The 19,540-nt window shown below is 70.6% G+C and carries 18 protein-coding genes; 1 reads left to right on the top strand and 17 read right to left on the bottom strand.

The genetic code is table 11. The annotated features are described in order from the left end of the window. Positions 1 to 445 precede the first annotated feature (445 nt). Positions 446 to 1,144 carry a tectonin domain-containing protein gene (locus tag IAG43_RS24985; RefSeq protein ID WP_187742924.1) on the bottom strand — a complete coding sequence of 233 codons (699 nt, stop codon included), beginning with the start codon at positions 1,142 to 1,144 and terminating at the stop codon, positions 446 to 448. A 354-nt stretch (positions 1,145 to 1,498) separates the two neighbouring features. On the opposite strand from IAG43_RS24985, the gene IAG43_RS24980 reads away from it, so the two are divergent. Then, entirely contained in the window at positions 1,499 to 1,954 is a 456-nt protein-coding gene (locus tag IAG43_RS24980) for a tellurite resistance TerB family protein (protein WP_187742923.1), read from the top strand. A gap of 12 nt (positions 1,955 to 1,966) precedes the next feature. Here IAG43_RS24980 and IAG43_RS24975 read toward each other — a convergent pair whose 3' ends face one another. From IAG43_RS24975 to IAG43_RS24905, 16 genes are all read right to left on the bottom strand, one after another. Next, positions 1,967 to 2,290 (bottom strand): hypothetical protein, encoded by a 324-nt coding sequence (locus IAG43_RS24975; protein ID WP_187742922.1) that lies wholly within the window; start codon positions 2,288 to 2,290, stop codon positions 1,967 to 1,969. Positions 2,291 to 2,377: 87 nt separating this feature from the next. Further along, positions 2,378 to 2,500, bottom strand: coding sequence for a hypothetical protein (locus IAG43_RS35035; protein WP_281403983.1), 123 nt, complete (start codon positions 2,498 to 2,500; stop codon positions 2,378 to 2,380). Positions 2,501 to 2,923: 423 nt separating this feature from the next. Continuing rightward, positions 2,924 to 3,148, bottom strand: a complete 225-nt coding sequence (locus tag IAG43_RS24970) for a hypothetical protein (protein WP_187742921.1) — start codon at positions 3,146 to 3,148, stop codon at positions 2,924 to 2,926. Between the two features lie 140 nt (positions 3,149 to 3,288). Then, positions 3,289 to 3,474, bottom strand: a complete 186-nt coding sequence (locus tag IAG43_RS24965) for a hypothetical protein (protein WP_187742920.1) — start codon at positions 3,472 to 3,474, stop codon at positions 3,289 to 3,291. Positions 3,475 to 3,534: 60 nt separating this feature from the next. Further along, positions 3,535 to 6,864, bottom strand: coding sequence for an RHS repeat-associated core domain-containing protein (locus IAG43_RS24960; RefSeq protein WP_187742919.1), 3,330 nt, complete (start codon positions 6,862 to 6,864; stop codon positions 3,535 to 3,537). Between the two features lie 520 nt (positions 6,865 to 7,384). After that, entirely contained in the window at positions 7,385 to 7,882 is a 498-nt protein-coding gene (locus tag IAG43_RS24955) for a ricin-type beta-trefoil lectin domain protein (protein ID WP_246574787.1), read from the bottom strand. Then, positions 7,879 to 8,274 carry a peptidase inhibitor family I36 protein gene (locus IAG43_RS24950; protein ID WP_187742917.1) on the bottom strand — a complete coding sequence of 132 codons (396 nt, stop codon included), beginning with the start codon at positions 8,272 to 8,274 and terminating at the stop codon, positions 7,879 to 7,881. Before IAG43_RS24950 ends, IAG43_RS24955 begins: the two co-directional genes overlap by 4 nt. Positions 8,275 to 8,291: 17 nt before the next feature. Continuing rightward, complete coding sequence (locus tag IAG43_RS24945; RefSeq protein ID WP_187742916.1) at positions 8,292 to 8,672, bottom strand: peptidase inhibitor family I36 protein; 381 nt, start codon at positions 8,670 to 8,672, stop codon at positions 8,292 to 8,294. A 280-nt stretch (positions 8,673 to 8,952) separates the two neighbouring features. After that, positions 8,953 to 11,037, bottom strand: coding sequence for an ATP-binding protein (locus IAG43_RS24940; protein WP_187742915.1), 2,085 nt, complete (start codon positions 11,035 to 11,037; stop codon positions 8,953 to 8,955). A gap of 226 nt (positions 11,038 to 11,263) precedes the next feature. Beyond that, positions 11,264 to 12,199, bottom strand: coding sequence for a M56 family metallopeptidase (locus IAG43_RS24935; protein WP_187742914.1), 936 nt, complete (start codon positions 12,197 to 12,199; stop codon positions 11,264 to 11,266). Positions 12,200 to 12,203: 4 nt separating this feature from the next. After that, the gene (locus IAG43_RS24930) at positions 12,204 to 12,614 is read right to left on the bottom strand and encodes a BlaI/MecI/CopY family transcriptional regulator (RefSeq protein WP_187742913.1); all 411 of its coding nucleotides are present in this window, start codon (positions 12,612 to 12,614) and stop codon (positions 12,204 to 12,206) included. A 476-nt stretch (positions 12,615 to 13,090) separates the two neighbouring features. Next, the gene (locus IAG43_RS24925; protein WP_187742912.1) at positions 13,091 to 14,695 is read right to left on the bottom strand and encodes a glycoside hydrolase family 13 protein; all 1,605 of its coding nucleotides are present in this window, start codon (positions 14,693 to 14,695) and stop codon (positions 13,091 to 13,093) included. Positions 14,696 to 14,801: 106 nt separating this feature from the next. Further along, positions 14,802 to 15,677: a carbohydrate ABC transporter permease gene (locus tag IAG43_RS24920; protein ID WP_187742911.1), complete on the bottom strand. Its 876-nt coding sequence runs from the start codon at positions 15,675 to 15,677 to the stop codon at positions 14,802 to 14,804. A 17-nt stretch (positions 15,678 to 15,694) separates the two neighbouring features. After that, positions 15,695 to 16,654, bottom strand: a complete 960-nt coding sequence (locus IAG43_RS24915) for a carbohydrate ABC transporter permease (protein ID WP_187742910.1) — start codon at positions 16,652 to 16,654, stop codon at positions 15,695 to 15,697. A 151-nt stretch (positions 16,655 to 16,805) separates the two neighbouring features. After that, positions 16,806 to 18,221, bottom strand: coding sequence for an extracellular solute-binding protein (locus tag IAG43_RS24910; RefSeq protein WP_187742909.1), 1,416 nt, complete (start codon positions 18,219 to 18,221; stop codon positions 16,806 to 16,808). A gap of 197 nt (positions 18,222 to 18,418) precedes the next feature. Further along, the gene (locus tag IAG43_RS24905; protein WP_187742908.1) at positions 18,419 to 19,474 is read right to left on the bottom strand and encodes a LacI family DNA-binding transcriptional regulator; all 1,056 of its coding nucleotides are present in this window, start codon (positions 19,472 to 19,474) and stop codon (positions 18,419 to 18,421) included. Positions 19,475 to 19,540 lie beyond the last annotated feature (66 nt).

Here is a 19,540-nt window from a genome sequence, read left to right as displayed (position 1 = left end):
CGCCCGGCCTCCTCGTGCTCCGCGTTGCGCGCCCTCGCCCCGCCCGCTGGTACGACACGATGACCTCCACTGTGCTCCGGGTGATGAGTTCTCGCCGACAAGCACAGCCGGAAGCAGGGTCCCCTCTTCGGCTGATCCGTGAGGCACGGCCTTCCGGCCCCGCCTGTCGAACAAACGTGCTTGATCAAGACCGCATTCTCCGGATGCCGGAACCTCGGCGCAAGCCCGGCTCACGACGCCCTGACCGGCCGGGACGGAGGCGTCCCGGCCGGGTCGGCCGTCCCGGGGAGAGAAGCGCCCACCCCCTGCGCGCCGTCACGACGCGCCCGCTCCCCGGCCCGCCGGCCGAGGGCGGGACACGGGGCGGCGGGACGGAGCCGCGTCGTGCCGAGCGGGCCGCCCGAGGCGTGCAGGCGGCGCGCACGGAACCGTGGTGCGCGGGGGATCAGCCGGGCAGGTCGCCCGCGTAGCGGTAGATGTTCCCGGCCGAGTTGACGCCCCACACCGTGCCGTCGGCGCCCGCGCCGATGTCCGTCAGACCGCCGGCGATCTGCACCCACGGATTCGCGTCGTCGTTGGTGAAACGGTAGATGTTGGCGTTCGCGTTGACGCCCCACACGGAGGTGCGGGAGCCGGCGGAGATCGCCGTCAGGCCGCCGGGGATCTGCTTCCAGTGGCCGCTGCCCTGGTCACCGGTGTAGCGGTAGATGTTCCCCGCAGAGTTCACACCCCACACCGTGCCGTCGGCCGCCGCACCGATGTCCGTCAGCGCACCCGGGATCTGCACCCACGGATTCGCGTCGTCGTTCGTGTAACGGTAGATGTTCCCACCCGCGTTCACGCCCCACACGTTCGTCCGCGAACCCGCCGAGATGCGCGCGAGACCACCCGGGATCTGCTTCCAGTGACCGCTGCCCTGGTCACCGGTGTAGCGGTAGATGTTCCCCGCCGAGTTCACACCCCACACCGTGCCGTCGGCCGCCGCACCGATGTCCGTCAGCGCACCCGGGATCTGCACCCACGGATTCGCGTCGTCGTTCGTGTAACGGTAGATGTTCCCACCCGCGTTCACGCCCCACACGTTCGTCCGCGAACCCGCCGAGATACGGGCGAGACCACCGGGGATCTTCTTCCAGTCAGCCATGGTGCCGTTTCCTTCCGCTGGGGAGAGTGCTGCGCGGCAACGGTCCCGCAGCGGAACGATTCGTCGTCTGAACGGATTTCCACTCCCCCTCACGGACTTGTCCGGCACGTCGTGTTTGTGTGCGGCGCCACCCGGTGCGACCTGCGGCGACACCGCGCGCCACCCGCCGCAGGGTGACGCGAACCGGAGTCACCCCGGAGGGTGACACCCGCCGCGATCGTTGACGCGGTGGCGCCGGCGGCCCGATCCCCGCGAGTTGCCCGGCTCCCCCTCCTGCTAGCTTCTACATGTCTGTAGAATTCATCGTGCCGGGCCGCACCCTCCTGTGGCCCGGCACCTGCCGAGGGAGCGCTCATGGCCCTGTGGGACCGCCTCAAGGAGTCCGCGTCGACGATGCAGACGCAGCTCGTGGCGAAGAGGAACGATCTCAAGAGCGGCGCCTTCCGCGACGCGTCGATGGCGATGTGCGCGCTGGTCGCGGCCGCCGACGGGACGGTGGACCCGTCGGAGCGGCAGCGCGTCGCGCAGCTGATCGGCAGCAACGAGGTGCTCCAGAACTTCCCCGCCGACGACCTGCGCCGCCGGTTCGAGGAGAACCTGGACAAGCTGACGGCCGATTTCGCCTTCGGCAAGGTCAGCGTGTTGCAGGAGGTCGCCAAGGCGAAGAAGAAGCCCGCCGAGGCGCGTGCCGTGATCCAGATCGGCATCGTCATCGGCGGTGCGGACGGGGACTTCGACAAGGACGAGCAGGCCGTCGTGCGCGAGGCGTGCTTCACGCTGGGGCTCGCGCCGCACGAGTTCGACCTGTAGGGACGCTCGCGCTCACCCCCGGGCGCTCCTCGCGCGCAGATACGAGCGGACGAGCGAGACTCCCCCCGGGATCACGAGGAGCAGCCCGCACAGCAGGGTGACGGGCGCTTCGCCGAAGAGGACGACGAGCAGCAGACCGCACACGGTGTACAGGACGCCGAGCGGGGCGATCGCGACCTCTTGCGAGGCGGCGGCCCGCCCGTCAGCCGGGCGCGGCCGCGCCTCGTGGTGCAGAGCGGCCCCTCGCACGGAGCCGCCGGGCCCGTCGAAGCGTCTGTCGCCGCCGGCGCCCGCGTCGCCGGCCAGAGCTGTGGTGGGTGTCCCCCCGGTTCTCATGTTCTTGCGGGTGCCCCGGGAAGGGCGGCTGATGCCTATGGCACTCCCACTGGTTCAGCGGAAGGGGAATCCGCTGTCCACGGGCCGCTACCTCCCTCGGCGCACGGCCACGTACGTCACGACGGCCACCGCGAGGAGAAAGACGAGGACGATCAGCCACACCGGTCCACCGGAAGCGATGGACGGGCCGGTCAGGACTGCCAGGTCCATGGAGGGTCACCTCCTTCCGTGCCGGACGGGACTGTTCGACCATTCCGCACCTCCCAGGGCGGCGCCCCGCACGGCCGTCGACGGCTGTCGGCGGCTTGCGGAGCCTCTTGCGGCTCGGCGTCGGACTGGTTCGCTTCTCGTCGTCACCGCGACTTGCGGTGGCGGGACCACTCCCATGCCCAGGGCCGGCCCGATCAGGACGGCGGCCGCTGTGCCCCAGGCCTGCCCCGCACCGGCTCCGCCGAGCATGAGTACGACCGCGATCACGAGACGGAGGAAGACGAACCCTCCGACGAACGGGACCCACGGGTTGCGGTCCCGCGACCGTGCGCCTCAGTCATCCATGCTCCGGATACCTCCTTGCCGACTGGGCGGACCGCCCCTGCGCGCGGGTCCTGTGCTGAGTGGCGTAAGAGTGATGGTCTAGGAACGCGGCCGGAACCGCAGTGCTGCCACCGAGCCTGCCGTGAGCACACCGCCCATGGCCGCGATCCAGATCCCCGCGCCCATCCCGGCCAGCAGTGCCACAAGGCCGATCAGGACGAGTGCGGCACTGCCTGCGACGGCGATCCACAAGCCGACGGAGGTGACCGCCGACCCCACCGCGTCCTGACCCAGCATCTCGCCGCCGTCCGGACTGGATGTCATCTTCGCGTCCCTCCCATGACGGGGCAGCGGCTACCGGCGATACAGGAACCATGCGATCAACGGAACGACCACGACGACGAACAAGGCCACGAACAAGAAGCCGGATTCCGTCGACTCCAGCGGAAAGGGAGCGCTCAGGATCATCGCTGCCCCTTCTTCATACTCAGGTAGGCCAGAGCAAGGGTGGCGCCTCCGCTCACGGTGAGGACGATGCCGCCGACCGATGTCACGGCCGTACGATCGAGCACGACGGCCAGGAGCAGCCCGCAGACGATTTGCAGGAGTCCGAGGGGCGCGAGGGTGCGTTGACGTCCTGGATAGAGCAAGCCGGTCACTCCCTTCGATGAGGGGCCGGGGAGCTCTGTCCCCGGCCCCTCACTGATCCGTCAGTTCAAGTCGTTCTGGTAGGTGGCTCCCACATAGGTGCCTGCGGCGGCCCCGATGGCCATGCAGTACGGCAGAGCCGCTGCGGCACCGACGGCGGTGAAGGCTGCTGCGCCCGCCGTGCACAGTCCGGTGATCCCGACTTCGGCGATCATGGCTGCGGTGGCGGCCTCGACAGCGTCCCCGTCGCCGGTGATGCCCGCGTAAATGATGTTCCCTATCCCGAGGGCATTGCCGATGCCGTCAAAGCTCAGGGTCCCCTGGGGGTCGATGCGGTTGACCGGGTCGCCCTCGGCGTAGAGGTAGGGGTTCTTCTCCTGGCCGGAGGGGTCGGGGCTGGTGAAGCGGCCGATGTTGGGGTCGTAGTAGCGGGCCGCGAAGTGGTAGAGCCCGGTCGGGTCCTGGAGGCCGCCGGCGAACCGGTAGGGCTGGGAGACCTGTTCCGTGAACGAGCGCTGCACACCGCGGGGGCTGTACGAGTAGCTGTTGACCTTGGCACCGGACTCGTCGGCGAGCGCGACGACCGAACCGAGCGCGTCGGTCAGGTAGTAGTAGGACATGCCCCCGGTGGTCATGGAGTTGAGGGTGCCCCCGGGCTCACGGTTGAATCCCGTGTCCACGCCGCCGGTGCTCTGCGCGGAGAGGCCGAGCGGGCCGTTGTGGAAGAAGGTGTCGCCGAGCTTGATCCGCTCGCTCTGGTCGGTCGAACCGTACTGCCCCGCATAGGTCTTGCCTCCCACGGTGACCGAGGTCATCTGCGAGTGGTCGGACCACTTCGCGGCCGTCCGGGCTCCCTCCGGGGTGGAGGCGCCGGCGGTCTCGTTGCCCAGCTTGTCGTAGGACCAGCCCGTCGTGGCGCCGTTCTTCGCCGTGATCTGCTGGGCGTCGTTGACGGTGTAGGTGGTGCCGCGCGGGCAGCCCGGGTCGACGCCCTGCGAGGTGAGGTTGCCGGCGAGGTCGTAGCAGTACTGCCACGACGAGGTGAGGGTGGTGCCCTTCTCCTCCTTGGCGTAGGAGAAGCGCCCGGCGCCGTCGTAGGTGTAGCTGGTCTTCAGCCCCGCGACCGCGTCGGTGCGGGTGCGGATCTTGGCGCCGTCCTTGCCCGCGTTGCTGTAGGTGTAGGCGAGGTCGACCAGGGTGCCCTTGGGCGAGGTGGCCTTGATCTGCTCCGGCCGGCTGGACTCGTCCAGGGTGATCTTCTGGACCGTGCCGCCGGGGTAGGTGGTCGTGGTGCGCGCGTCGTTGTTGTCGTACGCGTAGGTCGTGGTCCTCCCCGTCGGGTCCTTCAGGTGGGTGAGGTTGTTGACCTTGTCCCAGGTGTAGTCGGTGACGCCCGCCGGGTCCTCGTAGGTGTCGACGTTGCCCGCCGGGGTGTACGTCAGCCGGGTCTGCGAGCCGTTCTGGAGGGTGCGCACGGTCTCGCGGGACAGCGGGTCGAAGGCGTAGCCGATGACACCCGTGCCGTCGGAGCGCTGGACGAGGTTGCCGTCCCCGTCGTAGGAGTACGTGACGGTGGCGTAGCCGGAGGTGTCGACCTTCACCACGCGGTCGCGCTCGTCGTACTCGTAGAGCGTGGTCACGCCCCGGCCGTCCTTGACGGTGGCCGGGCGGCCGAGGCCGTCGTAGGTGTAGGTGGTGACGCCGAGCGGGGCGGGCGGGGTGACCTTGGTCAGGTTGCCCTTCGCGTCGTAGGTGAAGGCGGTGGAGACCGACTTCGACGAGGTCATCTTCGTCGTCGCCTTGCAGCGCTGGCCCTCGAAGCCGCCGCAGGTCGCCGTGGCGGGGTTGTGGTCGAAGGTCTGCGTGCCGCCGCCGGTGCCGGTGACGGCGACCGAGGTGGTGTTGCCGGCCGCGTCGTAGGTGTAGTCGGTCTTCTCTCCGTCCATGGACGTCATGGAGCCGGGCAGATCGGCCCCGGCCAGGGTCTGGTAGCCCGTCAGGGAGGCGGTCGCACCGGTCGGGAGCTTCGCCGACGTCGGGTTGGAGCGGGCGTCCCAGCCGTAGGCGGTGACGTTGCCACCGACCCCACCGGTGCCCATGGCGTCGGTGGCGGTCTCCACGTTGTTGTTCGCGTCGTAGGACTTGGACCGCACATGCCCGAACGCGTCGGTCACCTTGGTGATCCGGCCGTCGGCGTCGTGCTCGTGCTTCGTGGCGTGGCCCTCGGGGTTCGTCACCGTGGTCGTACCGGCGGCGGAGGGCGAGGAGCCGGAGTGGGCGTAGGTGAACGTCGGGCCGGTGTGCCCGGAACCGCCCAGGGACGTGGCCCGCAGCATCGAGGTGACGCGGCCCTGGTCGTCGTAGGTGAAGACGGTGACGCGGCCCTCGGGCGTGGTGACCTTGGTGACCCGGCCGTCGGCGTCGTACCCGTACTGGGTGGCCTTGCCCTCGGTGTCCGCCGTACGTGTCAGGTTGCCGTCGGAGTCCAGGTCGAACACCGCGGTCCGGCCGGTGTGGTCCTTCGCCTGCCACTGGTTCGGGTACGTCTTGACCAGGTCGACCCATCGGCCCGAGCGGGTCTCTGTGACCTTGAACCCCTTGTGCTCACCGCTCTCGTCGTGCTGGTCGACCGTGATCGTGCCCTTGTTGCGGTCGGTGACCTTCGTCAGGGTGCCGTTGGCGTCGTAGGTGTCCTTGAGGCCGGACTTGCGGTCGGTCAGCGTGTAGGTGCCGTCCGCGTTCTTCTTGAGGTCCTTGGCGTAGCCCTTGGGCGTGGTGAACGAGCCGTCGGCGTTCTTCGTGAAGCGGACGGACGCGCCCGTGGCGTCGTAGAGCACGACCTCGGTCGTGTAAAAGGTGCTCAGATAGCGCTCGTACTCCTGCCACCACGGGTCGGACACCTTGCCGAACGGCCCGGTCAGTGAGTTGTAGGTACGCGCCAGGCGCAGCGACTTCCCCACACCGGCGATCTCGAAGTCGGTCGCGGCGAGCATCAGGTTGCCGTTGGAGAGGTTGATCCGGGCGACCAGGCTGTCGGTGATCCGCACATCGGACAACTGGTGCCAGGGCACGGCCCCTTGGCCCTCCGGCACCCAGGACAGGACGCCGGCGGCGGAGCGCGCCGCCGTGTCGGCACCGCCCGTGCCGCGCTTCTCCTGCTGCGCGCGCCAGGCTTCCTCGGCCGCGGACGGAGCCGCGTCCCTTTCGTTGGCGACGGGCTCGGTGACGCCCACCTTCACCGGCGGGACGGCCAGCGCCTCGGCCGCCCGGCCCCACACCGAACCCGGCGCCGGATCGGCGGAGCCGACGGAGTTCGCGGCCAGCGCGGGCAGCGTGCCCGCGCCCAGCGCGAGCGCGGCGACCACCGCGGTGAACGAGGTTCTTGCGGACATGCGGGCACGTCGAAGAGACGTGCCCGAAGCACGCGGATGCATACGCTTCCCCCCACGAGAAGACTTCTCACGGCAGCCACAGTGACCACCGGAGCCGCACACGCTGCCACAACTCCTTCACGGGTCCCGGGACCTGCCCGCGATCATGTCGAACACACGGACGACAATCGGCCGAGTTCGGCGTGCCGCGCGGCGGTCACGGCACGCTGCGGGGGCGGGCCGTGTCGATGGATCCGCCCTGTGGGCGCGGCACGCAGCATGGCCGAAAAGAGCGGTGGGGTGAGCGGGCCCGGGGGCAACGCACCGACGCGCGGCGCGGCGGCGACGGGCCGAGGCCGTGGTGCCGACCGCGGCGCCCCAGGCGCCACGCGAGGTGCCCGGCCGGAACACTCCGGCCGGGCACCTCGCGTGGACCACCCCTACGGCAGTGGGTCCTGCCGCCCCCCAACAGCCGGGCTCCCCGCCCGGCGGACGGGGCGTGCGGCGGGCGCCCTTCCGGCGACGGCGTGCTCCGACGCACTCACCACCAGTTCCACTGCCACTGGTACTTGCCGGCCTGGTCGACGGAGCCGGGTGCCGCCACACTCACGGTTCCGTCCGCCCAGCCCACGAGTGTCTTCCCGGGAAAGGCCTTGGGGACGATTCCGACCTTGGTGCCCGGAAGCCGTTCCCACAGCTGGCCGGGGTCGGTGGTGTTGCATGTCGAGAGGTACAGGTTGGTGCCGTTGGTGTCGAGGCACGATCCGCTCTGGTAGCCGTTCCGCAGCCAGCCCTCGTCACTCAGGTTCCAGGAGTTGAAGTTGGTGACCTTGCAGGTCACCTGTGTGACCGGCATGGTTCCGGCGATCGCGGTGTTGATGCCGAGACAGGCCTGGGTGTACGGGTTCCGGAGGTTGACCCAGGCGCCGTCGTCCGCGGCGGTCGCGGCCTGCGGCGCGAGCCCCACGATCAGGCAGGCGGCGGCCGTGGCCAGGGCGCCGAGCCGGACACGGCCGGCCGTACGGGACCGGCCGCTCATCCCGTCCACCTGCAGAACCTACCGGGGCGGAAGCTGGTGGTCGCGTCGTTGGCCCAGGAGGGCATGTCGGAGACCTTGTCGCCCGGCGCGACGGAGTACAGGCACACCTCGAAGTTGTCGTCCATGTAGAGGGAGATCCAGTTGTCGGTACGGTTCCAGTAGGACGTCATGCGGTCGTTCATGTAGTCGCCGACGTTGGCCTGGGGCTCGCTGGAGTAGGCGAAGCGCCCGGTGAAGCCGGGATCCGCCCACAGGCAGAACTCCTGGGCCGGGCAGTCGGTGTCGGCGGCCACGGCCGCTCCGCCGCCCAGGCCGGTCATGGCGAAGGCCGCCCCCAGGGTGAGTGCCGCCGCGGCCAGGGGCCTCAGGCGCACCGTCATCTTCTTCCTCATCGTTGTCACCGTTCCCTTCAGCACCACTGGCCGACGGCGAACGAGGTCACCCGGTCGTTGAGATGCGGGTCGACGGCGGCGTCCGATCCACCCGGCGGGATCGCGAACAGGCAGCCGCGGTAACCCGAGTCGTAGTAGACCGTGATCCACTGGTCGGTGCGGTTCCAGTACGACGTCGTACGGTCGTTCATGTAGTCACCGATGTTCGAGATGTTCTGTGCCGGACTGGACAGCATCCGGCCCTGGTAGCTGGAGTCCTGCCACAGGCAGAACCAGTTGGGCTGGCACTCGCTGCTGTCGGCAGCGGCCGGCTGGGCTCCGAGCGCACCGATGGCGACGGCGGCCAGAGTGGCCGCTCCCGTCGCTGACAGACGTTTCACAAGGTGACGGCCACGCATGGTGGTCTCCTTCTCGGTGGCTTCCGGAGAGAGGCCGTGGCCGGCCCGGACGCCCGGACCCGCTCGCACCTCTCACTGATGCCCGGAGGGTCCTCCCGGCACCACCGGGGCGAGTGCTCGTCCCGGTGTGCACGATGTTTCCGCTGTCAGGGGTTCACCCGGGAGTCCGTTTCGCTGCTCACCACTGCTCACATGTGCTCACGGGCAGCGGGCAGGGCGGATTCCACGGTCCTGCCGGTCGCCCACGGGTGCGGCCGGCCGCCTGCCCGGCCCGCCGTCGTCAGACGGTGCGGACGGCGGACGGGTCGGGCCAGTCCGTCACGGCGGACGCCGACTCCGCGGCCCACAAGCGCGCACACACCAGACCCGTCCCCTGCACGAGGTGCCGCCGGTACGTGCTGAACGGAAGCCCCAGCCGGTGCGCCGCCGTCTCCTGCGTCCGCGCCCGCTCCAGGTAGGTCGTCACCAGAGCCGCGTGGAACTTCAGCTGCCGTGAGTCCTCCTTCAACGCCTCGACCGCCTCGGCGAGCACGGTGCGCAGCAGGTCCACCGGGTCGTTGTCACCCTCCCTGGCCCAGTCCGCCACGAGATGACTGTTCAGCAGGGGATTGTGTTCGAGGGCGGAGGGCTGCTGCATGTTCTTCAGCGCGTCCCGCACCGCTCCGTCGAAGGCCTCCCTCGGCAGCGTCCGTGCGGTGCCGCAGGTGCCGGCCCTCTCGGGGACCGGCGCGTGCAGAGCCCCGGGCTGGGTGCGGTCGAACCAGATCTCCAGCGGGGTGGTGCGCCAGTCGCACCCGAAGCCCGTGAAGGTGAGCCCACGGTCCCAGGCCGTCTCCCAGAACTCCCGGTGCCCGAGGTGGTGCATCAGGCCGCGCCACAGCGCGGCGTCCGGCGAGATGATGAAGGACCAGGCCAGCCCGCGGGAGCGGATCCAGTCCCGGCAGATCCGCAACTGCATGAGGTGCCCCACCGTGGACACCTCGCCGTACGACACCGGGTCGATCATGAAACGCGACATGAGGAGGTGCTCGCCGGGACGCATCGGCGCCGTGCGTTCCACGTGCTCCCAGGCCGCCGCCGCGACCGGGTCGACCGCGGTCTCCGGCCCGGGTTCCCCGAGACGCAGCCATGTCATGAATGCGGTCAGCCTGCCGGTCCGCGAACTGCGGTAGGCCCAGAAGGCCTCCGGCTGGTGCTCCAGCCAGAAACGTACGATCTCCGCCGAACGCTCCCCCTCCACCTCCTCGGTCATCCGCACGGCCAGCTCGTGTTCGTGCGGTTCGAGCCGGCCCTCGTGGGTGTCCCCTTCCCGTTCGACGCGCGCGAAGTAGGGCTCCATGGGGCCGTAGCGCTTGAGATAGGTCAGCGCGCGGATGGCCGTCATCGCCTCGTCCTCGGGGGCGGTGCGGGCGCGCTGCAACAGGTAGTGGCCGGCACTGCGGTGCATCTGCTCGTAGCCCCGCATGTCCCGCCATCGCAGGTCCCGGTCGACGGTTTCCGCGACCAGCTCGTGCAGGAACAGGCCGTGGCGGCCGTGCTCGGCGTAGGGAAGGCCGCGCAGCCAGGTGAACATCTCGGCGGCGTGCTCCTCCCCGACCACCGCACCGAGCAGGCCCTCCGTGGTCGTGAGGGTGTGCGCGGCGGTCTCCAGCGCCAGCCGCTCCTTCTGCGAGGGGAGTTCACCGATGAGAGTGGTGAGCAGCGCGGAGACGACGTCCGGTGTCGGAGACCAGTCCGGCTGGGAGGCCGCCTTGTCGACGGCCACACTCGCGGCCAGGCTCAGTGCGAGCGGATAGCCTCCCGCGAACTCCAGGACCGCGTCCCGGACCATCGGTGCCACGCCGTGCCGCTCGACCAGCGCCGCGGCGGCCTCGGGCTCCAGGGGCCCCAGCGCGACGACCTCCAGAGCATCGCTCCAGGCCAGGTCGAACCTCCAGTCCGTCCCGGGGGGAACACGGCCCGCCACGACGACGACCGTCCGCTCGGGAAGCCCGGGCAGGAACCGCTCGCGCAGCCAGCCCTCCAGGCCCTGGCAGTGCTCGAACGAATCGACCAGCAGTACCGCGGGCGGCCCCGACACCGTCTTCGCGGCCTCCGTCTCGAACCCCGTCGGGGAGGGGTCGATCTGCCGCCCGTCGACCTGCACCACCAACCGGCCGGCCTGCTCGGCCTCATGGGCGAACTGACGCAGCAGCGCCGACTTGCCCACCCCGCCGGGGCCGTGCACGAAGAGCAGCACCGGAGAGTCCGGCCCGCCCGCGAGAGCGGCCTTGAACTTCTCCAGCTCCTGGCCACGGCCGACGAACGTCCTGCGTCGCGCCGCGCTCAGGCGCGAGGCCAGATCCCTGCGGATGGTCCCCTCCATGAATCGGAACCTAACACGCGTCAACCAGGCTTCCTACGGCCGACTTTGGACAACGGTCGGTTGTGGCGGACGACCGAATCACGGCATCGGGACACGAACATCACGGGGGCAGCTGTGCCGGAGCTGCCGCCCCCGCGGGACGACTCCTCACCGGCAGCCGCAGGGGCCACCGGAGCCGCACGCGTTGCAGCGTCACACCGGACTCGCGGTACGCGATCCGGCGACGTCACATGGGCGTCGCGGCCTTCAGGACGAAGAACAGCGTCACGGCCGAGTTCGCCGAGGACAGCGCCGAGGCCGTGGTGCCGACCGCGGCGCCCCAGGCCGCCAGGCCCGCGGTCGTGGAGACCGGTGGCCAGATCCGGGCGGACGGCGCCGGGGCCAGCAGGGCGGCCACCCGGCGCGGGACCGGGCCCGCCGCGAAGCCGGCGAACGCCGGGCCGGGCGCCCGGGGGGTGAACAGGGCCGCCTTCCCGACCGCCCGTGCCACGACGCGGCGGCTGCCGACGGCCGCCGCGGCCTCCTCGTCCGCCCAGCGCTCCGCGGTGTAGGTCACGGCGGTGCGCAGCGGACGCAGGAACGGGTTGGCCCGGGCGGCGAGTTGCACGGCGAGCAGCATCCGGTGGTGGCGTCCCGTCAGGTGGGCGCGTTCGTGGGCGAAGAGGGCCCGGCGCTCTGCGGGTTCGAGGGCGGTGAGCATGCCCGTGGTGACGACCACCCGGCCGCGGCGGCGGCCGGAGCCGGGCAGGGCGTAGGCGTAGGGGGTGGGGTCGGGGAGCACGGCGACCGTCCGCCCCCGCAGCGCCCGGAGCGCGTGTGCGGAGCGGCGGCGCACCCGGCGGTGGCGCAGCGCCGTGCGGCCGCAGGAGACGAGCACCGCGAGGAGGGCCGGAATGGCGGCGGGGCCGGCGATCTCGTCGTACGGGAGCGCGGCGCGCACCTGAGGGTCGGACCAGGCGTCGGGGAGCGGGTTGCCCGGCAGTTGGGCCGTGCCCACCACCATGAGGAGGGCGAGGCACAGGGTGCTGCACACCGCGAGGACGGCTGCGACCGCCGTGAGCAGGCGGGTGGCCGCGCGGGGGTGGAGGTGCTGTTCCGCGAGGCGGGCGATGGGCCAGGCGGTCAGGGGCAGGACCAGTGGCAGGAAGACGAAGACCCCCATGCGGTCAGCGCTCCTCTTCGTCCTCGTCGCCGGTGCGGGTGAGCAGGCCGCGCAGCAGTTCCTCGTCGCCGGGCGCGAGGCCGGTGACGAAGCTGGCGAGCACGGCCTCCCGGTCGGCCTCCGCGTCGAGCACCTTGCGCATCCGCAGGGCCGCGAGGCCCGCCTCGTCGGCGGTGGCGGTCCAGGCGAAGGACCGGCCCTCCCGTTCCCGGGTGACGGCGCCCTTGGCCTGGAGGCGGGTGAGGATGGTGATCACGGTGGTGTAGGCGAGGGTGCCGCCGAGCCGGTCCTGCACCCAGGCCGTGTTGACCGGGCCCGGGGCCTGCCGCAGGGCGGCGAGCACCTGGCCCTCCAGCTCGCCCTGCCGGCGGCGCCGGGGGCCCGCGGCCGTACCGTCCTCGTCGCGGTCCGCCATCCCTCGTCCCTCCCGCCGGTGTCCCTCCGGCACGGGGGCGCCGGAGCCCGCCCATCGTACTGAGCGGGACACCGACGGGACGCCGCGCACCGGCCGGCGGGAAGCGCGGCGGCGTGGGAAGCGCGGCTGGGCGGGAAATGCGGTCGCGCGGCCGGCGGTGAGCCGTTGCCTTCCGTCGCGGACACCGACGGCTGCACGAGGGCAGGGAGCCGGACGGCCCGGGTCCTCGGCCCGGGCCGGTGGCGCACGGACGCCCTGCCGGCGCCCCGGGCGGGGCGGCGGCAGGGCGTCGGGCGGAGACGGGGGGAGCCGCTCCGCCGGTCAGGGGACGGAGGCGGCGGGAAGCCCGCTCCACGGCCGGGGCGGGCCGGACGGGCCCGCGGGCTGCCGTCGGACCGGACCGGACCGGCTCGCCAAGGGGTCTGCCCCGGCAGGGCGGGCCGGTACACGGCCGGAGCGCCCTGCCGGGTGCCCGGTCAGGCGCGCAGCCAGACCGCCGTGTCGGACGGCAGCCGGCCCTGCTCGTCGAGCGGCCCGCTGGTCAGCAGCCGGGTGCTGTGGGCGGGCAGCTCCACGGGCTCCGGCGACAGGTTGACCAGGCACAGCAGCCCGTCGGCCCGTGCGAAGGCGAGGACGCCGTCGGGTGCGGGGAGCCAGCTCAGGGGCCCGTCGCCGAAGCCCGCCTCGCTGCGGCGCAGCCGCAGCGCCTCGCGGTAGAGCGCCAGCATCGAATCGGGGTCCGCCGACTGCCGGTCGGCCGCGTAGCGGGCCCACCCCTCGGGCTGCGGGAGCCACGGCTCGGTCTGTGAGCCGAAGCCGCACCAGGGGGCGTCCGCCTCCCAGGGCAGTGGCACCCGGCAGCCGTCGCGGCCCGGGTCGCGGCCCTCGGAACGGAAGTGCATCGGGTCCTCGATGCGGTCGAGCGGGATGTCGGCCTCGGGCAGGCCGAGCTCTTCGCCCTGGTACACGTAGACGGAACCGGGCAGGGCGAGGCTCAGCAGGGCGGCGGCGCGGGCGCGGCGGGTGCCGAGCGCGAGGTCGGTCGGGGTGCCGAACTCCTTGGTGGCGAAGTCGAACGCGGTGTCGGCGCGCCCGTAGCGGGTGGCGGTGCGGGTCACGTCGTGATTGCACAGCACCCAGGTCGCCGGGGCGCCGACCGGCGCGTGCTCGGCGAGGGTGTCGTCGATGGAGCGGCGCAGCCGCTCCGGGTCCCACGGGCAGGCGAGGAAGCTGAAGTTGAACGCGGTGTGCAGTTCGTCGGGGCGCAGGTAGCGGGCGAACCGCTCGGCGTCGGGCAGCCACACCTCGCCGACGAACACACCGCCGTACTCGTCGGCGATGGCACGCCACGAGCGGTAGATGTCGTGGAGTTCGTCCTGGTCGATGTACGGGTGGGGGTCGACGCCCTCGGTGAAGTCGGGCAGCGCCGGGTCCTTGGCGAGGAGGGCGGCGGAGTCGATGCGGACGCCGGCGACACCGCGTTCGAACCAGAAGCGGAGCACGTCCTCGTGTTCCTGGCGGACCGCGGGGTGGGCCCAGTTGAGGTCGGGCTGCTCGGGGGTGAAGAGGTGGAGGTACCACTCGCCGTCGGGGACCCGGGTCCAGGTCGGGCCGGCGAACTGGGAGGGCCAGTCGTTGGGCGGGAGTTCGCCGTTCTCGCCGCGGCCGGGCCGGAAGTGGAAGAGCTCCCGTTCGGGACTGCCGGGTCCGGCGGCGAGGGCGGCCCGGAACCAGGCGTGCTGGTCGGAGATGTGGTTGGGCACGATGTCGACGATGGTGCGGATGCCGAGCTGGCGGGCCTCGGCGATCAGCTTCTCGGCCTCGGCGAGGGTGCCGAAGGCGGGGTCGATGGTGCGGTAGTCGGCGACGTCGTAGCCGCCGTCGACCAGCGGGGAGAGGTACCAGGGCGTGAACCAGACGGCGTCGACGCCCAGGTCGGCGAGGTACGGCAGTCCGGCCCGGACTCCCGCGAGGTCCCCGGTGCCGTCGCCGTCGCCGTCGGCGAAACTGCGTGGGTACACCTGGTAGATGACGGCGTCGCGCCACCAGTCGTCGGTGCGCTGCGGGTCGGGGGCTGCCACGTGACGGTCCTTTCGGGCAGAGTGGATCTCCGCCGCCGGCCCGGAAGCGGGGCATCGGACGGGCCGGCGGCGAAGGCTTGGGAGGTGACGGGCGGGACGCGGGCCTTCAGCCCTTGAGTCCGCCCGCGGTGAGGCCGCTCATGATGTTCCGCTGGAAGACCAGGAAGATGAGCAGCGTCGGTATCGAGGCGATGGTGAGCGCGGCGATGAGCACGTTCACCGGGACGCCGTTGGAGAGGGAGTAGATGCCGACGTTGAGGGTCTGCTTCGTCGGGTCGGGCAGGGTGAGCATCGGCCAGAGGAAGTCCTTCCACACGCCGACGACGGCGAAGATGGACACGACTCCGAGGATGGGCCGGGAGATGGGCAGCACGATCGACCACAGGATGCGCATGGGCCGTGCGCCGTCCATGGAGGCGGCGTCCAGCAGTTCCTTGGGGATCGAGTCGAAGAAGCGCTTCAGCAGGAAGATGTTGAAGGCGTTGGTCACCGACGGGAGCCAGATCGCCCAGGGCGAGTTCAGCAGGTTGCGCTCGATGAGGGGCACGTCGAGCACGGTGAGGTACTGCGGCACCACCAGCACGGTGGCGGGGATCATCAGCGTGGCCAGCATCATGCCGAGGATGGCCTTGCCGAGGACCGGGCGGAGCTTGGAGAGCGAGTAGGCGGCGGCGACGTCGAAGACGAGCTGGAAGGCGAGCGCGCCGAAGGCGTAGTAGAGGGTGTTGAAGAGCAGGCTGGCGAGGTCCATGACCTCCCAGGCCCTGCTGTAGTTCTCCGGCTCGAAGGAGCCGGGGACGAGCGTCGGCGGGGTCTGGATGACTTCCTGGGCGTCCTTGAAGCCGCTGGAGACGAGCCAGTACAAGGGGCCGAGGAAGGCGATGGTGAAGATGCCGACGACGACGGCGAAGGTCACCCAGTAGAGCTTCCTGCCGCGGGGCCTGGCGAGCTGGGCCGGCGAGATGAGCGTGCGTGTGGACATGGCTGTTCTCCCCGGTCCTACTCGTCCTCGGCGCGGCTGAGCTTGACGTACGCCGCCGAGAATCCGGCGAGGAGTACGAGCAGGAGCAGGCCGAGCGCCGCCGCGGCACCGTAGTTGTTGAAGTTGAAGGCGTACTGGTAGATCAGGTAGACGACGGTGGTGGTCGAGCCCTCGGGACCGGCGCCGCCGGTCAGCAGGAACGGTTCGACGAACACCTGCATGGTGGCGATGACCTGCATCAGCAGCATCAGCGAGAGGATCAGCCGGGTCTGCGGGATGGTGACGTGCCAGATCTTGCGCAGGATGCCGGCGCCGTCCAGTTCCGCCGCCTCGTACAGTTCGCCGGGGATGCCCTGGAGCGCGGCGAGGTAGATCAGGGTGGCGCCGCCCATGTTCATCCAGGTCGAGGCGACGACGACGGCGAGCATCGAGATGTCCGGGTCCTGGAGCCACTGCTGTTCGGGCAGTCCGACGGCTCCGAAGAGTTCGTTGAGGAGGCCGTAGCCCGGGTCGTACAGGTACTTGAAGAGCAGCACCGCGGCGACCGGCGGGAGCATCACCGGCAGGTAGACCAGCAGCCGGAGGTAGCCCTGCCCGTGGTGGAACTCGTTGATGACGACGGCCGCGACGAACGGGACGGCGAAGCCGAGCACCAGCGCGAGCACGGTGAAGAGCGCCGTGTTGCGCCATGCCTGCCAGAACGCCGGATCGTTGACGACCGTGGTCAGGTTGTCCAGGCCCACCCAGGTCGTCGTGCCGCCGTCGGTCTTCTGGAAGGCGAGGAAGAACTCCCGGACCATCGGGTACCAGGAGAACACCGCGAAGCAGAGGACCGCGCCGATGAGGAAGCCGTGGGCCGTGAGGTTGCGCTTCAGGCTCTTGGCGAAGCGTCCCGTGGACGGCGCGGGGCCGGCCGCGCGAGGCGGGTTGCGGCGGGGCGGGGCCGCCTTGCTCGGGGTCAGGCTGGGGGCCGACATCGTTGCTCCTTGGTACGGGTCTGCCTGGTAGTGGTCCAGCACGGAAGGGGCCCTCGGCGGGCGGGTGCCCGGCACGGGGCGGGGCGTGTGCCGGGCGGGCACCGGGTGCTCCCGGCGGGGCGGGCGCGTCGCCCGCCCCGCCGGGACGCGGTCACTGGTTGGCGAGGACCTGGTTGACCTGCTGCTCGGCGGTGGCGAGCAGCTTGTCGATGTCGGCGTCCTTGTTGGTGAGGATGCCGGACATCACGTTGTCGAGGACCTTGTAGACCTCCTGCGCCTTCGGCGGCTCTGCCTTGCCGGCGACGGGGTTGTCCATGAAGGAGCGGAAGTTCTCGACCGGCATGGTGGCGTGCTCGATGCGCGCCTCGTCGTCGGCGGTCTTGGACGCGTTCAGCCAGAAGTTGGGCTGCGGGACGCCGACGGGCAGCCCGTCCGCCTTGGTGCGGGCCCAGTCGAACTGGCCCTTGCCGACGCTGAGGTTCTTGAAGTTCAGCCAGGCGATGGCGGCCTTGACCTTGTCGGGGGATATCCCCTTCTTGATCATGTAGGCGTTGCCGCCGGCGAGGGTGTTGCGCTCGCCGGGGATGGGGCCCATGCCGAAGTTCTCGTACTTGGCGCCGAGCTGCTGGACCATGTACGCGATGTCGTCGGGCGCGGCGAGGAACATGCCCAGCTTGTCGGTGGCGATCTGCTTCTGGAGGTCGCCCCACTTGAGCAGCTGGGTCTTGCCCATGCTGTCGTCCTCCCAGCGCATGGCGTGGAGGTTCTCGGCGACCTGCTTGCCGAGGGTGCCGTTGAAGGCGGCCTTCTTGCCGCTGGCGTCCACGACCTCGCCGCCGACGCTGTACATCTGCGCGGTGAAGTGCCAGCCGCCGGTGTTGCCCGCGCTGTACTCGCCGAAGCCGGCGATGCCCTTGCCGAGTCCGGCGATCTTCTTGGCGGCGGTGCGGACCTCCTCCCAGGTGCGCGGCGGCGCGTCCGGGTCGAGTCCGGCGTCCTTGAACAGCTTCCGGTTGACCAGCAGGCCCATGGTGTAGTTGCTGGTGGGCAGGCCGTAGAGCTTGCCGTCCTGCTTGAGGGAGGCCATCACATTGGGGTCGATGTCCTTCAGCAGGGGCACGGACTTGTCGGTGACGTACGCGGTGATGTCCTCGGCACCGGCGTTGTCGAGCACCTGCGGCAGGTCGGTGAAGTAGGTGTAGAAGACGTCGGGCTGCGACTTGGCCTTGAGCATCGCGGTGAAGCGCGGCGGCTCCAGACACTGGCCGGGGGTGGAGCGGCCCTCGATGGTGACGTTGGGGTACGTCTTGTTGAACTCCTCGACGTCCTCCTTCCACTCCTTCAGCTCGGCCTGCTTCGCCGTCGGCGGCATGCAGTCGATGGTGATCGTGACCTTGGTCTTCGGGTCCAGCGGGGCGGCGGGGTCGGAGGACCCGCTGCTGCCGGTCCCCGAGTCGTCGTCGCTGCTGCTGCTGGTGCCGCAGGCGGCCAGCGCGGTGAGCGAGACGGCGGAGACGAGGGTCATGACGCCGGCACGGCGGACACGGCGGAACCGAGCACTTCTCATGGGTGGATCCCCTTCGAGCATGAACGAGGAAGGCGCCCCACCGCCGATGCGTTGTGGGGCGCCGCACACTCAACCACCATGAACAAGTGAACGCAATATCTCGCGCTGATTTCGTAATTGTTTGACATTAGGATGTCGTCTCGATGCGGAAGCTGCCGTTTCGGATGGCAGCGGCCACGCCGTGGCGACGCGGCCGGTCACGCCGTGGCGACCCACCCCGGCAGGGCGCCGGCGGCCGCGGGCCGGTCGCCCGCGGCCTGGGCGGTGGAGCCGCGGACGACGAGTTCCGGCTCGAACAGGAGCTCGCTGTGAGGCACCTCGCTGCCCTCGATCTGGGTCGCCAGCAGCTCCACAGCCGCCCGCCCCATCGCCTCGATCGGCTGCCGCACCGTGGTCAGCGGCGGCTCCGTGCACGTCATGAACGCCGAATCGTCGTACCCCACCACCGACACGTCCCCCGGCACCGACAGACCCCGCCTGCGCGCCGCACGCACCGCCCCCAGCGCCAGCGGATCGGACGCGCACACGATCCCCGTCACCCCCCGCTCCAGCAGCCGCGACGCCGCCGCCTGACCGCCCTCCAGCGAGAACATCGACCGCTCCACGAACTCGGGACGGAGCGCGGAGCCGAGGGCCTTCGCCGTGCGCTCGGCGGAGGCGAGCTTGCGCCGGGAGGGGATGTGGTCGGCCGGGCCGAGGACCAGCCCGATCCGCTCGTGCCCCAGCGACACCAGATGCCGCCACGACTGCTCCACCGCCACCGCGTCGTCACACGCCACACACGGAAAATCGAGCCCCTCGATCGCCGCGTTCACCAACACCACCGGAATACGACGCTCCGCAAGCAGCCGGTAATGCTCATGAGGCGCATCGGCCTGCGCGAACAACCCACCCGCGAACACCACACCCGACACCTGCTGCTGCAACAGCAACTCCACGTAATCCGCCTCCGACACACCCCCCTTCGTCTGCGTGCACAACACCGGCGTCAACCCCTGCTGCGCCAACGCACCACCGATCACCTCGGCAAACGCCGGAAAGATCGGATTCTGCAACTCCGGCAGCACCAACCCCACCAACCGCGCACGCTCACCCCGCAACTGCGTCGGACGCTCATAACCCAGCACATCCAGCGCCGTCAGCACCGACTGCCGCGTCGCCTCCGACACCCCCGGCTTCCCATTGAGCACCCGGGACACCGTGGCCTCCGAGACCCCAACCTTCTTCGCCACCTGAGCAAGTCGTCGCGTCATGAACGCAAGAATAGCGCAAGCACCGCAAGGCGCTTGCGCTCTTCCTGCCTCCGACGTGCTTCGAAA

The sequence above is a fragment of the Streptomyces genisteinicus genome (assembly GCF_014489615.1).
GTDB lineage: Bacteria > Actinomycetota > Actinomycetes > Streptomycetales > Streptomycetaceae > Streptomyces > Streptomyces genisteinicus.
Note: the sequence above shows the minus strand (reverse complement) of the source record. Positions and strands in the feature narration are given on the sequence as shown.

Bases quoted from the DNA above. Each gene is read 5' to 3' on its own strand.
- IAG43_RS24960 (WP_187742919.1), bottom strand. From the start codon at position 6,864: ATGTCCGCAAGAACCTCGTTCACCGCGGTGGTCGCCGCGCTCGCGCTG.
- IAG43_RS24950 (WP_187742917.1), bottom strand. From the start codon at position 8,274: ATGAGGAAGAAGATGACGGTGCGCCTGAGGCCCCTGGCCGCGGCGGCA.
- IAG43_RS24935 (WP_187742914.1), bottom strand. From the start codon at position 12,199: ATGGGGGTCTTCGTCTTCCTGCCACTGGTCCTGCCCCTGACCGCCTGG.
- IAG43_RS24940 (WP_187742915.1), bottom strand. From the start codon at position 11,037: ATGGAGGGGACCATCCGCAGGGATCTGGCCTCGCGCCTGAGCGCGGCG.
- IAG43_RS24920 (WP_187742911.1), bottom strand. From the start codon at position 15,677: ATGTCCACACGCACGCTCATCTCGCCGGCCCAGCTCGCCAGGCCCCGC.
- IAG43_RS24905 (WP_187742908.1), bottom strand. From the start codon at position 19,474: ATGACGCGACGACTTGCTCAGGTGGCGAAGAAGGTTGGGGTCTCGGAG.
- IAG43_RS24955 (WP_246574787.1), bottom strand. From the start codon at position 7,882: ATGAGCGGCCGGTCCCGTACGGCCGGCCGTGTCCGGCTCGGCGCCCTG.
- IAG43_RS24930 (WP_187742913.1), bottom strand. From the start codon at position 12,614: ATGGCGGACCGCGACGAGGACGGTACGGCCGCGGGCCCCCGGCGCCGC.
- IAG43_RS24915 (WP_187742910.1), bottom strand. From the start codon at position 16,654: ATGTCGGCCCCCAGCCTGACCCCGAGCAAGGCGGCCCCGCCCCGCCGC.
- IAG43_RS24970 (WP_187742921.1), bottom strand. From the start codon at position 3,148: ATGACATCCAGTCCGGACGGCGGCGAGATGCTGGGTCAGGACGCGGTG.
- IAG43_RS35035 (WP_281403983.1), bottom strand. From the start codon at position 2,500: ATGGACCTGGCAGTCCTGACCGGCCCGTCCATCGCTTCCGGTGGACCG.
- IAG43_RS24975 (WP_187742922.1), bottom strand. From the start codon at position 2,290: ATGAGAACCGGGGGGACACCCACCACAGCTCTGGCCGGCGACGCGGGC.
- IAG43_RS24910 (WP_187742909.1), bottom strand. From the start codon at position 18,221: ATGAGAAGTGCTCGGTTCCGCCGTGTCCGCCGTGCCGGCGTCATGACC.
- IAG43_RS24945 (WP_187742916.1), bottom strand. From the start codon at position 8,672: ATGCGTGGCCGTCACCTTGTGAAACGTCTGTCAGCGACGGGAGCGGCC.
- IAG43_RS24980 (WP_187742923.1), top strand. From the start codon at position 1,499: ATGGCCCTGTGGGACCGCCTCAAGGAGTCCGCGTCGACGATGCAGACG.
- IAG43_RS24985 (WP_187742924.1), bottom strand. From the start codon at position 1,144: ATGGCTGACTGGAAGAAGATCCCCGGTGGTCTCGCCCGTATCTCGGCG.